This is a genomic window from Mesorhizobium sp. LHD-90 (assembly GCF_030929505.1).
GTDB lineage: Bacteria > Pseudomonadota > Alphaproteobacteria > Rhizobiales > Rhizobiaceae > Kumtagia.
Genome location: NZ_JAVFVV010000011.1, coordinates 63,522 through 76,834, shown reverse-complemented (window position 1 = coordinate 76,834; position 13,313 = coordinate 63,522). Strand labels below are relative to the sequence as shown.

11 protein-coding genes and 1 other RNA gene are annotated in these 13,313 nt (G+C 65.9%); 4 read left to right on the top strand and 8 right to left on the bottom strand.

Going from position 1 to position 13,313, the window contains the following annotated elements; translation table 11 throughout:
* Positions 1-52: 52 nt before the first annotated feature.
* Positions 53-469 carry a DUF6481 family protein gene (locus RB623_RS16820; protein ID WP_308058059.1) on the bottom strand — a complete coding sequence of 139 codons (417 nt, stop codon included), beginning with the start codon at positions 467-469 and terminating at the stop codon, positions 53-55.
* Between the two features lie 231 nt (positions 470-700).
* Here RB623_RS16820 and RB623_RS16815 point away from each other — a divergent pair, with 231 nt between their 5' ends.
* The 3 genes from RB623_RS16815 (at position 701) to RB623_RS16805 (ending at position 4,060) form a co-directional block, all read left to right on the top strand.
* Positions 701-1,759 carry an LLM class flavin-dependent oxidoreductase gene (locus RB623_RS16815; RefSeq protein ID WP_308058058.1) on the top strand — a complete coding sequence of 353 codons (1,059 nt, stop codon included), beginning with the start codon at positions 701-703 and terminating at the stop codon, positions 1,757-1,759.
* 85 nt (positions 1,760-1,844) lie between these two features.
* Positions 1,845-2,996: an AI-2E family transporter gene (locus RB623_RS16810; protein WP_308058057.1), complete on the top strand. Its 1,152-nt coding sequence runs from the start codon at positions 1,845-1,847 to the stop codon at positions 2,994-2,996.
* Between the two features lie 62 nt (positions 2,997-3,058).
* Complete coding sequence (locus RB623_RS16805; protein ID WP_308058056.1) at positions 3,059-4,060, top strand: LLM class flavin-dependent oxidoreductase; 1,002 nt, start codon at positions 3,059-3,061, stop codon at positions 4,058-4,060.
* An 18-nt stretch (positions 4,061-4,078) separates the two neighbouring features.
* Here the strand turns inward: RB623_RS16805 and RB623_RS16800 are convergent, their stop codons facing one another.
* The 7 genes from RB623_RS16800 to ffs all read right to left on the bottom strand — a co-directional run bounded on the left by RB623_RS16800 (position 4,079) and on the right by ffs (position 10,275).
* Positions 4,079-4,534 carry a GNAT family N-acetyltransferase gene (locus RB623_RS16800; RefSeq protein ID WP_308058055.1) on the bottom strand — a complete coding sequence of 152 codons (456 nt, stop codon included), beginning with the start codon at positions 4,532-4,534 and terminating at the stop codon, positions 4,079-4,081.
* A 20-nt stretch (positions 4,535-4,554) separates the two neighbouring features.
* Positions 4,555-5,811, bottom strand: a complete 1,257-nt coding sequence (locus RB623_RS16795) for a lytic murein transglycosylase (protein WP_308058054.1) — start codon at positions 5,809-5,811, stop codon at positions 4,555-4,557.
* Positions 5,812-5,836: 25 nt separating this feature from the next.
* Positions 5,837-6,442 carry a recombination mediator RecR gene (recR, locus tag RB623_RS16790; RefSeq protein ID WP_308058053.1) on the bottom strand — a complete coding sequence of 202 codons (606 nt, stop codon included), beginning with the start codon at positions 6,440-6,442 and terminating at the stop codon, positions 5,837-5,839.
* A gap of 82 nt (positions 6,443-6,524) precedes the next feature.
* Positions 6,525-7,616, bottom strand: coding sequence for a cell wall hydrolase (locus RB623_RS16785; RefSeq protein ID WP_308058052.1), 1,092 nt, complete (start codon positions 7,614-7,616; stop codon positions 6,525-6,527).
* A 266-nt stretch (positions 7,617-7,882) separates the two neighbouring features.
* Positions 7,883-8,206, bottom strand: a complete 324-nt coding sequence (locus RB623_RS16780; protein ID WP_308058051.1) for a YbaB/EbfC family nucleoid-associated protein — start codon at positions 8,204-8,206, stop codon at positions 7,883-7,885.
* Positions 8,207-8,219: 13 nt separating this feature from the next.
* Positions 8,220-10,064, bottom strand: a complete 1,845-nt coding sequence (locus RB623_RS16775) for a DNA polymerase III subunit gamma/tau (protein ID WP_374121691.1) — start codon at positions 10,062-10,064, stop codon at positions 8,220-8,222.
* Between the two features lie 114 nt (positions 10,065-10,178).
* Positions 10,179-10,275, bottom strand: an RNA gene (gene ffs / locus RB623_RS16770) — signal recognition particle sRNA small type.
* A 156-nt stretch (positions 10,276-10,431) separates the two neighbouring features.
* Here ffs and RB623_RS16765 point away from each other — a divergent pair.
* Positions 10,432-13,236, top strand: coding sequence for a [protein-PII] uridylyltransferase (locus tag RB623_RS16765; protein ID WP_308058050.1), 2,805 nt, complete (start codon positions 10,432-10,434; stop codon positions 13,234-13,236).
* Positions 13,237-13,313: the final 77 nt, after the last annotated feature.

Sequence of the window (13,313 nt, the reverse complement as noted above, 5' to 3'; positions counted from 1 at the left end):
CCGGGGCGCGGGCGCGCTCCGGCTTTTCATATTTTGGAAAGCCTCGGAAGGCTTAGCCGGTGCGGCCGCCGCGCTTGCGCTGCTTGCGGGCGGCGTAGCGGGCGTCGCGCTTGGCCTTGCGCTCCGCCTCTTCGGCGAGTTCAAGCGCGACCCGCTCGACTTCCTGCTGCTCGCGGATTTTCGCCTCGGCGGCGAGACGCTCTTCCTCGAGCTTGCGCCGTTCCGCTTCTTCCGCCTCGCGTTTGGCCCGTTCGGCGGCCTCGAGCGCTTCGCGCTCCTTGCGCAGCTTTTCCTTTTCGATAGCGCGCTTCTCGCGCGCCTCGAGTATGGCCTGCCGCTCCGCCTTGCGGGCGAGCACCTGCGGATCGTCTTCCGACGGCCGCGCCTTGAACCGTTCGAGCAATGCTCTCTTCGCCTCGTTCGCCGCGCCGCGGCGTTCGAAGATGTCTTTTTCCCTGTAGAGTGCCAAGTTTCGCCTTCGATGTGTCAGTCGATACGCGCCGCTTAAATACGCACGATTGTGGCCAGATCAAGCGCCAATCGCGTATGCCACCCATGAAAATCTGCACTGTTGCAGCGGCGAAACGTCTCGCCCTGCCGTCGCGGCAGCGAGAAGGACTGTTCAGCAAGCCGAGACTGGCGGCGTGACCGGCCGATGACTAAGTCAGCACGAACCCTTTCTCAGCCGGAAGATGCTTTCATGGAACTCGGCCTCTACACCTTTGCCGACCTCGATCCCAGTCCCGAGACGCGCAAGCTTTCGCCCCACCAGCGCATGCGCAACCTGATCGAGGAGATCGAACTGGCCGACCAAGTCGGGCTCGATGTGTTCGGGCTGGGCGAGCATCACCGGCCGGACTACATCGCCTCCGCGCCCGCCGTGGCGCTGGCGGCCGCCGCCGAGCGCACCAAGAGAATCCGGCTGACCAGCGCCGTCAGCGTGCTGTCGTCGGACGATCCGGTGCGGGTGTTTCAGCAGTTTTCGACGCTCGACCTGATTTCCGGCGGGCGCGCCGAAATCATGGCGGGCCGCGGCTCCTTCATCGAATCGTTTCCGCTGTTCGGCTACGATCTCGGCGACTACGACGAACTGTTTGCCGAAAAGCTCGACCTGCTGCTGAAGCTACGCGACAGCGAAAAAGTCACTTGGTCCGGCCGGCTGCGCGCGCCGATCAACGACCGCGGCGTCTATCCTCGCCCCTATCAGGAAATACTGCCGATCTGGATCGCGGTGGGCGGCACGCCGAACTCGGTGGCGCGCGCCGCCGTGCTCGGCCTGCCGCTGGCGCTTGCCATCATCGGCGGCGAACCGGCCCGCTTCGCACCGCTGTTCGACCTCTACCGGCGCGCCGCCACGCGGGCCGGGCACGATCCGAAGACGTTGGCGACCAGCCTCAACGTCCACGGCTTCGTCGGCGAGACGACGGAGCAGGCCGCCGAGGACTTTTACGGCCCGCAGGCCGAGGTGATGAACCGCATCGGCCGCGAGCGCGGCTGGGGACCGACCAGCCGCACCCATTTCGACCAATCGCGCGGGCCGGAAGGCGCGCTGTTCGTCGGCAATCCGGAAGCGGTGGCGGAAAAGATCGTCGCCATGCACAGGATTTTCGGCAACACCCGTTTCCTCCTGCAGATGGCGATCGGCCTGATGCCGCACGACAGGCTGATGAAGGCGATCGAGCTTTACGGCACGAAGGTTGCGCCGCTGGTGCGCCGGGAGACGACCACGCCGCCGGCACTGGCCGGCGCCGCCGGCTAAGCAGCGGAACCTAGGGCACTCTCCCGGCGTTTATGCCGGCACAGCGGCGTGCCGCCCCCTGCGGCGCCGGTGTTTGGGGGATCCGATGTCAGATCAAATATCATCCGGCGACGAAGCGCCGGACATGGCGCGTGCCGCATCCGACACGCGCCTGATGCGCTCGCTGCTGATCGGCATTTTCCTGTTTGCGCTGGTCTACGCGCTGTATTTCGCCCGCGACTTCTTCATGCCGGTCATCCTTGCCTTCATGCTGGCGCTGATGCTGACGCCGATTGTGCGGCTGCTGCGGCGGCATGGCGTGCCGGAAGTCGTCTCGGCCACGATGCTGGTGTTCCTGTCGGTGGCGGTGGTGGGCGCCATCGGCTATTTCATGAGCGGTCCGGTAATTGCGTTGGCGAACGATTGGCCGTCAATCATGCGCAAGCTCAGCGAGCGGCTGACCGAATTGCGGCATCCTTTCGAAAGGCTGCTCGAAATCCTCAACCAGGTCGACCGGGTGGCCGAGACCGCGCAGGAGCCCGGCCTGCAGAAGGTGGTCGTCGCGCAGCCCGGCATCGTCTCGCAGGCGGCCGGGAACCTGCTCTCCGGCGCGACCACGGTCGCCGTGACCTTCGTGCTTTCGCTGTTCCTGCTGGCGTCCGGCACGCTGTTCTATGAGAAGATCGTGCAGTCCTTCGCGCGCATGAGCGAGAAGAAGCGGGCGCTGCGTGTCGTCTACGACGTCGAGCGCGAGATCTCGCGCTATCTGCTGACCGTCACGCTGATCAATGCCGGCCTGGGGCTGGCGGTCGGGCTCGGCATGTGGGCGATCGGCATGCCGACGCCGCTGGTTTGGGGCGTGGCGGCGATGCTGCTGAATTTCCTGCCCTATATCGGCGCCGCCACGACTATCCTGCTGGTCGCGGCGATCTCGATCATCACCTTCGACAGCCTGTCCTACGCGCTGCTGGCGCCCGGTTTCGTGGTGCTCTGCAACGTTATCGAGGGCCAACTGGTCACGCCGCTGGTGGTCGGCCGCCGGCTGGAGATCAACGCGGTGGCGATCTTCATCGCGGTCGCCTTCTGGTCCTGGCTCTGGGGTTTCGTCGGCGCGCTCATCGCGGTGCCGATCCTGGTCGTGATCAAGGTGTTCTGCGATCATTTCGACAGCCTGCGCCATGTCGGCAATTTTCTCGCCGCCCAGCAGACGTTCGAGGAGGCGGTGGAGGACGCTGCGGAGGCGAAGCGACCCTCCTGACGGGGTTTGCGCCGGCCACGGGCGTTCCTATATCCGGAACTCCTTCCACCGGATTTCCGCCCATGGTGCCGCTTTCCGTCCTCGACCTTTCGCCCGTGCCCGAAGGCAGCGGCGTCTCTCAATCGCTCGCCAACACGCTCGACCTCGCGCGCCACGCCGAGGCGTTGGGCTACAAGCGCTACTGGCTGGCCGAGCATCACAACATGCCGGGCATCGCCAGCGCGGCGACCTCGGTCGTCATCGGCCATGTCGCGGCGGGCACCAGCAAAATCCGCGTCGGCGCCGGCGGCATCATGCTGCCCAACCATGCGCCGCTGGTGATCGCCGAGCAGTTCGGCACGCTCTCGGCGCTGTTTCCCGGCCGCATCGACCTCGGGCTTGGCCGCGCGCCGGGCACCGACATGGCGACCGCCCGCGCCCTGCGCCGCAATCTCGAGGCCGGCGTCGACGGCTTTCCTAACGACGTGATCGAGCTGATGGCCTATTTCCGGCCGGCGCAGCCGACCCAGCATGTGCGCGCCGTGCCCGGCGAGGGCGAGGACGTGAAGGTGTGGATCCTTGGTTCCAGCATCTATGGCGCGCAGCTCGCCGCCATTCTCGGTCTGCCCTACGCCTTCGCCTCGCATTTCGCCCCGGCGGAAATGGAGAGCGCGATCAACATCTACCGCACCCAGCTCCAACCCTCCGGGTATCTAGAAAAGCCATATCTGATGCTGGGCCTGAACGTTTTCGCCGCCGACACCGACGCCGAGGCGAAATTGCTGTTTTCCTCGCTGCAGCAGGCTTTTGTGAACCTGCGCACCGGCCGGCCGGGAAAACTGCCGCCGCCCGTCGAGAACTATGGCGAGACGCTCGATGCGATGGCGCGCACCATGCTCAACCAGGCGCTGTCCTGCTCCATCGTCGGCGGGCCGCAGGCCGTGCGGACGGGCCTCGACGCCTTCATCCGCCGCACCGGCGCGGACGAGCTGATGGTGACCGCGCAGATTTTCGATCACGCGGCGCGGAAGCGCTCGTTCGAGATTCTGGCCGAGGTGCACGAGGAAATGGCCAAGGCGGCGTGAAACCTCACGCTGCCGCCCTCACCCTTCCCACGGGACATGCACCATACCGCAGCGCCGGTAGAGTCTGAGCCCCGGCTCATTGTCGAGCTCGACCTTGAGGTCGACATGCGCAGCCCCGCGCGCCCGGAAGACCGAGAAGACGTGCAGCAGCAGCGCCTCGCCCAGCCCCTGCCTGCGCATGTCGGCGCGCACGGCGAGGTCTTTCACGAAAGCGCTCGTCCAGCACAGTGCAACGCCGGCCAGTTGGCCTTCTGTGTCGAAGGCTAGCAAGCACAGGTCGCGGTCGAACTCCGGATCGCCGGAAAACCGCGCCCACCAGTCCTCGGCGGACGGAAAGATGTCCTCGTCACCGTCGTAAGCGCGAAGCAACAGCGCATGAACGGCCTTGGCGTCGGCAGGCGTATTCAGCGTGCGGACACCTATGCCTGCGGGCCAATGCGCCGCTGGTTGATCCCCGTCCAGAAGCTTGCGCATGCGCCAGGCGCGCCGGTCGATCAACGCAGCGCCTCGACCAGTTCCGTGTCGGGGAAGCAGGTGGCGGCGCGGCCGTTTTTTGCCTGCCAATCGCCTATCGAGCGGCGTGTCTTGAAGCCCGGTAACCCGTCGGCGCCGCCGACGTCGTAGCCTTTTGCCTCCAGCGCCTTCTGCAGGCCGGCGATGTCCGAACGGTAGAGGCCGCCGACCTTGCCCCAGCGGCCGGCAAAGGTCTTGTCGCCCCCGGCGATGCGGTCGGCGCCATGGCCGATGAACAACGCGTAGAGGTCGCTCTCGTTGTATTCCTTGAGCACATAAAAATTCGGCGTGACGATGAAGGCCGGGCCGCTGCGGCCGGCGGGCATCATAAGAAAGCCCCCGCCGCGGAGTTCGGACGCCGGGAATGGTTTTCCGCTGACGCGGGAAATGCCCATCTTCCCCCAGTCGGCGATCTTTTTGCCCCGGTCCGGACCTTCGAGCGCACAGGAAACACTTTCCGGCACGGTCACCTCGAATCCCCAATCGCGGCCCTTCACCCAGCCGTAGTGGACGAGATAGTTGGCGATCGACGCCAGCGTATCCGCTACCGAGTTCCAGATGTCGGCGCGGCCGTCGCCGTCGAAGTCGACGGCATGGTCGAGGAAGGAGGTCGGCAGGAACTGCGGCTGGCCGAGCGCGCCGGCCCAGGAGGATTTCATGGCGTCGCGGCTGGCCAGCCCACGCTGGACGATGACCAGCGCGGCCAGCACCTCCTTGCGGAACATGTCCTTGCGCGTCGCCATGAAGGCTTTGGTGCCGAGCACCTCGAAGGCGTCGTAAGGCATTTTTGCGGCGCCGAAACCCGACTCGCGGCCCCAGATCGCCAGTATGATCTCGCCCGGCACGCCGAATTTTCTCTCCACTGCTGCCAGCGTCTTCGCATGCCTGTCGGCCCGCGCGCGCCCTCCCGACGTGACGGCGCCGATGGTCGTTTCGGCAAAATAGTTTCCGGGCGAGCCGAACTCGGCCTGGTGCTGCTTTTTCGGCGTCTTCGCCTTCTCGCCCGGCATGACGAGGTCCGGCAGCTTCAGGTTCGGCTTCACGTCCGCGAAGGCGGCATCAAAGGTCTGTTTCGAGACGCCTTGTGCCTTGGCGTCGGGCCACAGGTCGGTTTCCAGCCAGGTGCGGAACTGGTCGTCGATTTTTGCGGCGGAGGCGGGGGCAACGCTCGAGCAAACCGCGGAGACGGCGAGCGCGAGGAAAAACGTTCTAGCCAGCCAATGGAAGGCACGGATCATCCGCATCGCCTACAGCGCATTCATGTCAAAACGCGGTCCGCGACTTCAGCGCCGCGGCCAGCGTGCCTTCATCCAGATAGTCGAGTTCGCCGCCGACCGGCACGCCGTGCGCCAGCCGCGTGATCTTTACGCCGAAGCCTGAAAGCTGGTCGGTGAGATAGTGCGCCGTGGTCTGGCCCTCCACTGTCGCGTTGACGGCAAGGATGATTTCGGAGACGCCGCCCTCCGCCACGCGGCCAACCAGTCCCTTGACGTTGAGCTGGTCGGGGCCGATGCCGTCGAGCGGCGACAAAGTGCCGCCGAGCACATGATAGCGCGCGTTGAGTGCCGAGGCCCGCTCGAGCGCCCACAGGTCGGAAACATCCTCGACCACGACGATGGTTGCGCCGTCGCGGCGCGGGTCGCTACAGATCATGCAGGGGTCGACCGTGTCGACATTGCCGCAGGTCGAGCAGACGCGCACCTTCTCCACCGCCTCGCTCATCGCGCCCGCCAGCGGCGCCAGCAATTGGTCCTTCTTTTTGATCATGTGCAGCGCGGCGCGGCGGGCCGAGCGTGGCCCCAGCCCCGGCACCTTGGCGAGGAGCTGGATCAGGCGTTCGATCTCGGGGCCGGCGATTCGTTTGGACATAGCGAAGGATTAGAACAAAGCCGCGCGGCCGGAAACCCGCGTGAGCCCTGCGCCCGATGGCGATCCCGGCGGCCGGACTGCCTCAGTTGAATCCCAGTGCCGGCCGGTCCTGGCCGGAGATCATGGCGCCGATGGCGTCGGCGTCGTCCTGGTCGACGTCGAAGGACACCGCCGTGCCGCGGGCCGACTCGGGCATGGGCTGCGCGGAGTTCGAAGCCGTCAGTGCCGGCGCCCCCGTCGTCCAGCCATCGGCACGCGCGGCGTCTGCCACTTTGCGCTCTGGCGTCGGGACGGCCTCCGTCACCGCCGGCAGCACCGGATCGGTCGGCGCAGCATCCGGTGCATCGGGGAAAGGTGCAGCGGCGCTCGCCCGCGTCGATGGGGACCGGCCGTCGATCGCCATGGCGACGACCGCGGGTTCAGCCTGCGGAGCGGCGGCCGGGGCGGCGTTGGCTGCGGCCTGCATGGCGACGGCCGCCGGCTGTTCGGCGGCCACGGCTGCGGGTTTCGGCGCCACGCGCGCCATCGCCACCTGCGTGTCGCCGCCGCGCGAACTCATCATGGCGGTGGAGCGCCCGCTGGCGGCCCGCGCCATCACCGGCTTGATGTCGGCCCTGGCGACCATGACCACCGGCTGCGCCTTTTCGGCGGGCAGCACCACCGGATCGCCGTTGCGATTGCGCTTCTCGTAGAAGGCGTTGCCGCCGGCCACCACCGTGTAGTGCATGTTCTTGTATGGGAACTTCAGGCCCGCCGTATGGAAGAACATCGAGTTCTTCACTTTCGGGTGCCGCTCGCCCCTCAGCACCGCGTCGGCTGCGGCCTCGACGTCCGGCAGAGCTTTGGAGTTCATCTTGCGGGTCATGACGCCCGGCGCAAACTGCCGCTTGGCGGCCACAACCCCGCAGATCGTGTCGCCCCATTTGCCGGAACGCACCCGGTTCATCACCACCGTGCCCACCGCGACCAGCCCGTCGCGGCTGGAACGATTGCTCTCGAAGAACATGGCCCGCATCAGGCATTCCTTCTCGCGGGCGGAGTAGCCGTGTGAGCCGCCGGGCACGACCATGGAGCGGACGCCGCTTGCCGAGGTCTGGCTGCAGGCGGAAACCAGCAGGGGGAGGATCACGGCCACCAAAACGGCCGACACGCGCTTGCGCGCGCTCACTGACATGCCCTCATCATCGCTCCGGCGGCTGTGTGTACTGATGGCAACACTGTGCAATTTTTCGGCGAAATGATGACTTTTGCGTTTCCAGATCGTGATCGGCGGCCTGACGCAACGTCGGAAAACCGACTCAGCGAGGCATTTTCTCCTGCTATTCCAACAATTTAAATAAAATTAACCACCACAGGCAAAAAGCCAACTCATCACGTCACGATGGAGCCGAGCTGCTGGCTTCCTGCACAATCGGCCCGAATCGGCGACCGATTCCCGCATCAGAACGGCAATTTGAAGCCCGGAGGCAGCGGCAGCCCGGCAGTCAGCGCCGCGGTCTTGTCCTTCATCGCCGTCTCGACCTTTGCCTTGGCGTCGTTATGTGCGGCCAGGATGAGATCCTCCAGAATCTCGACATCGTCCTCCTTGAACAGCGACGGATCGATCTTCAGCGACTTCATCTCGAACTTGCCGGTCAGCGTCACAGAGAGCAGGCCGCCGCCGGACTGGCCGGTGGCTTCCATCTGGGCGATCTCTTCCTGCATGGCCTGGAATTTGGCCTGCATCTCCTTCGCCTTGCCCATCAGGCCGAGCAGATCTTTCATCGTCTTGTCCTTTTCAGTTCTCGTCGTCGTCGACCGTCGGGTCGGGCGGAATGTCGGCGTCGCCGCTCTCGGGCAGTTCCTGCGCGTCGGGGATACGCACGTCGATCACCTTCGCTCCGGGAAAGCGCGACAGGATGGCGGCTACCGTCGGGTCCTGGCTTGCATCCAGAAACGCCGTCTCGCGCCGCGCCGCCTCTTCCTCGGCCAGCGTCCTGCCGCCTTCTTCCCGCGACAGCGACACCAACCAATGGCGGTTCGTCCAGCTCTTCAACTTGATGCTGAGATCGTTGAGCAGCGTCTTCGGCGCGTCCGCCGTCAGTGCCACATCGAGCCGGCCGGGCTCGATGCGCACCAGTCGCACGCAGCGGCGCAACAGCACCTTGAAGGTCATGTCGCGGTTGGCGTCGGCAAGTGCTGCGATATCGGCCAGCGAACGCACGGGAACGGTCTCCGCAGCCGGCTCGGACCGGGCCTCGGGCGCGGCCTCCATTTGGACCGAAGACATGGGCGGCTGCGGTGCATCCTCGCGCGCCACCAGCCGGGCGACGGAGCTGCCGCCCTGCGCCATGCGCGGCTGCGGCATTGCCGCCGTGGCGACCGGAGCGGCCGGGCGCGCCATCGCCGGCCCGCCGGAGGAGACCGACGGACGCGGGCCGCCGCCATTGCCGGCGGAGGGCGAGGCCCCGTCCAAAAGTTTCATCGCCTCGTCCAGCGTCGGCAGGTCGGCGGCATGCGCCAGCCGGATCAGGACCATCTCGGCGGCGGCAACCGGGCGGTTGGAGGACTGAACTTCCGAAATGCCCTTGAGCAGCATCTGCCAGGCGCGCGACAACACCTTTATCGACAACGTCTCTGCAAAGGCCGAGCCGCGTGTGCGCTCGTCCTCCGTCAGCGAGGCGTCTTGCGCCGCCGACGGCACGTAGCGCAGCCGCGTGACGAAATGCGTGAATTCGGCCAGATCGGTCAGCACCGTCGCCGGATCGGCGCCGGTGTCGTACTGGGCGCGGAACTCGCCGAGTGCGGCCGCCATGTCGCCCTTCATCACCTGCTCGAACAGGTCGATGACGCGGGCACGGTCGGCCAGCCCCAACATGCCGCGCACCGTCTCGGCGGTCACCGCGCCGGCGCTGTGGGCGATCGCCTGGTCGAAGATCGACAGCGAATCGCGCACCGAGCCTTCCGCCGCGCGCGCGATCATGGCGAGCGCCGCGTCCTCAACCTCGATCGCTTCCAGCCCGGCGATTTTTCCCAGATGCGCGACCAGGGTCTCGGCGCCGACGCGGCGCAGGTCAAAGCGCTGGCAGCGCGACAGCACCGTGATCGGCACTTTCCGGATCTCGGTGGTGGCGAAGATGAATTTGACGTGCGGGGGCGGCTCCTCCAGCGTCTTCAGCAGGCCGTTGAAGGCCTGCGTGGAGAGCATGTGCACCTCGTCGATGATGTAGACCTTGTAGCGGGCAGAGACCGGCGCATAGCGCACTTGCTCGATGATCTCGCGTATGTCGTCGATGCCGGTGTGCGAGGCAGCGTCCATCTCGACCACGTCGACATGGCGGCCTTCCATGATTGCCTGGCAGTGCTGGCCGGGCACGGTGAGGTCGACCGAAGGCTGGTTGATCGTGTCTGTCTTGTAGTTCAGCGCGCGGGCGAGGATGCGGGCGGTGGTGGTCTTGCCGACGCCGCGCACGCCGGTCAGCATCCAGGCCTGGGCGATGCGGCCGCTGGAAAAGGCGTTGGTCAGCGTGCGCACCATCGGCTCCTGGCCGATCATGGCGGAAAAGTCGGCGGGGCGGTATTTTCGCGCCAGCACCCGATAGGCACCGGCCTTCCCCGTCTGCTCCGTTCCGGCGTCGCTCATGCGTTGCTCGGTCTCCGCTCGCCGCGTCGGCGGCCGTTTCGCTCAGGGCGAGTTTCACCCGCGCGGCATCGCTCCGTCAACGCCGTGACGGCAGGAGCCGAAGTTTTAAGGAGGGCGGGAGGCTGGAACAATGACCCGTTCCGGGCTCGTTAGGGCTGCTTCCTTCCGGACCTGACCCGGTTGGCGAGTGGATCGTCCACCACCAACCTCCCGACGTTCATATCGGGGATTGCGGCGCGGATTGCAAGAGAGGAAGTGTCGCCAGCGACCTGGCCATACAGCCCCTCGCAATGCTTTCGGGCGATACCCACCTGTCGCAAAACAGTTTATAGACCCGCGACCGCGCAACACGTAACACCGCCGCCCGATGACGAAAGTAGCCCTGAAGCTGGAAGAGCTGGTCGACGCCACCCAGCTTCGCCACGACTTGACCGCGTTGACCGCGCCGACTTCCGGCGACGGCTCGGGCACGGCCGTGCGAACGCTGGTGCTGTCGGCGCTGAAGGACCGCATCGCCGCCGGAAAACGGCTGGCCGAGCGCATGCTGAAGGAAGACGGCAGCGGCACCGCCTGCGCGCGGCGCCTGTCGCATCTGATGGACGAGGTGATCCGCGTCCTCTACGACTTCGCCGCCACCCACGTCTACCGCGCCAAAAACCCGTCCTCGGCCGAGCGCATGGCGATCGTCGCGGTCGGCGGCTATGGCCGCGGCACGCTGGCCCCCGGCTCCGACATCGACCTCCTGTTCCTGCTTCCCTACAAGCAGACGCCGTGGGGCGAGCAGATCGTCGAATACATGCTCTACATGCTGTGGGACCTCGGCCTGAAAGTCGGCCACGCCACCCGCAACATCGACGACTGCGTCCGCCTGTCGCGCTCCGACACCACCATCCGCACCGCGATCCTCGAGGCGCGTTTCGTCTGGGGCGAGCAGACGCTGTTCGACGAGATGCTGGCCCGCTTCGACCGCGAGGTGGTGAAGGGCACCGGCCCGGAATATGTGCAGGCAAAACTCGGCGAGCGCGACGAGCGCCACGCCAAGGCCGGCGAAAGCCGTTATCTCGTCGAGCCCAACATCAAGGACGGCAAGGGCGGGTTGCGCGACCTGCAGACGCTGTTCTGGATCGCCAAATATTTTTATCGCGTGCGCTCGGGCGAGGAACTGGTGAAGGAGGGCGTCTTCACGCGCGCCGAATACAACCAGTTCCTGAAATGCGAGGATTTCCTCTGGGCGGTGCGCTGCCACATGCACTTCCTCACCGGCAAGGCGGAGGAGCGGCTGCATTTCGACATCCAGCGCGATATCGCCGAGCGGCTTGGCTACACCAGCCATCCCGGCATGTCGGCGGTCGAGCGCTTCATGAAGCACTACTTCCTGATCGCCAAGGACGTCGGCGACCTGACCCGCATCTTCTGCGCCGCGCTGGAAGAGGAGCAGGCCAAGCATGTGCCGGGCTTCAACCGCATCTTCCAGAGCTTTTCACGCCGCAAGCGCAAGCTGGCGGGAACCAGCGACTTCATCGTCGACAATCACCGCATCAACGTCGCCGACGAGGACGTTTTTACGCGCGATCCGGTGAACCTCCTGCGCCTGTTCTGGTTTGCCGACCGGCACGGGCTGGAATACCATCCTGACGCGCTGAAGCTGCTGCGGCGCTCGCTCGACCTGGTCGGCAAGAGCCTTCGACGCGATCCCGAGGCCAACCGCATCTTCCTCGACATATTGACCTCGGACCGCAATCCGGAACTCAACCTCAGGCGCATGAACGAGGCCGGCCTGCTCGGCAAGCTGATCCCCGAATTCGGCCGTATCGTCGCGATGATGCAATTCTCCATGTACCATCACTATACGGTCGACGAGCACTTGCTGCGCTGCATCGGCATCCTTTCCGAGATCGAGCGCGGCGACGGCGAAAAACTGCATCCGCTGTCGCACAAGCTGATGCCCGGCCTGATCGCGCAGCGCGAGGTGCTTTACGTCGCCGTGCTGCTGCACGACATCGCCAAGGGGCGGCCGGAGGATCATTCGGAAGCCGGTGCGAAGATTGCGCGCCGCATCTGCCCGCATATGGGCCTGACGCCGGAAGATACCGAGACGGTCGCCTGGCTGGTCGAGAACCATCTGCTGATGTCGATGACGGCGCAGACGCGCGACCTCAACGACCGCAAGACGATCAGCGACTTCGCCGACGTGGTTCAGTCGGTCGAGCGGCTGAAGCTGCTGCTCATCCTCACCATCTGCGACATCCGCGGCGTCGGCCCCGGCGTGTGGAACGGCTGGAAGGGCCAGTTGCTGCGCACCCTCTATTACGAGACCGAGCTGCTGCTTACCGGCGGTTTTTCGGAAGTGTCTCGCTCGCTGCGCGCGCAGATGGCGCGCGACCGGCTGGCCGAGGCGCTTTCGGGCTGGACCGAGAAGGCCCGGACAAAGCTGGTCAAGTTGCACTACGAAAACTACCTGCTCGCCGTCGACGTCGACGATCAGGTGCGGCATGCCGAATTTATCCGCGCCGCCGACCAGGCCGGCAAGAAGCTCTCGACCATGGTCAAGACGCATGGTTTCGAGGCGGTGACCGAAATCACGGTGCTCGCCCAGGACCATCCGCGCCTGCTGTCGGTGATCGCCGGCGCCTGTGCGGCGGCCGGCGCCAACATCGTCGACGCGCAGATCTTCACGACATCCGACGGGCGGGCGCTGGACACCATCCTGATTTCGCGCGAGTTCGACCGCGACGAGGACGAGCAGCGCCGGGCCGAGCGCGTCGGCGGTCTGATCGAGGACGTGCTGTCGGGCAAGAGCTGGCTGCCGGAGATCATCGCCAGGCGCGCCAAGCCGAGGCGCGGCTCCAAGACGTTTCGCATCGAGCCGCGCGTCGACATCCGCAACACGCTGTCCAACCGCTTCACCGTCATCGACGTTTCCGGACTCGACCGCACCGGCCTGCTGTCGGAGATCACCGGCACGCTGTCGGACCTGTCGCTCGACATCGCATCGGCCCACATCACCACCTTCGGCGAGAAGGTGATCGACACTTTCTACGTCAGCGACCTGACCGGCGGGAAAATCGAGAACCCGATGCGGCTGCAAGCGATCCGCGTGGCGCTGACCGCGACACTGGAAGGCGAGGCGGCCCGGAACGCCAAGGCGCGGACGCAGGCCGCGGCGGAATGAGGAGCGGTCTGCGAAGCAGACGAAAAGCCAACGATTTGGCTTTTCGAGCGACGAATGCCCGAGGCCATAGCCGAGGA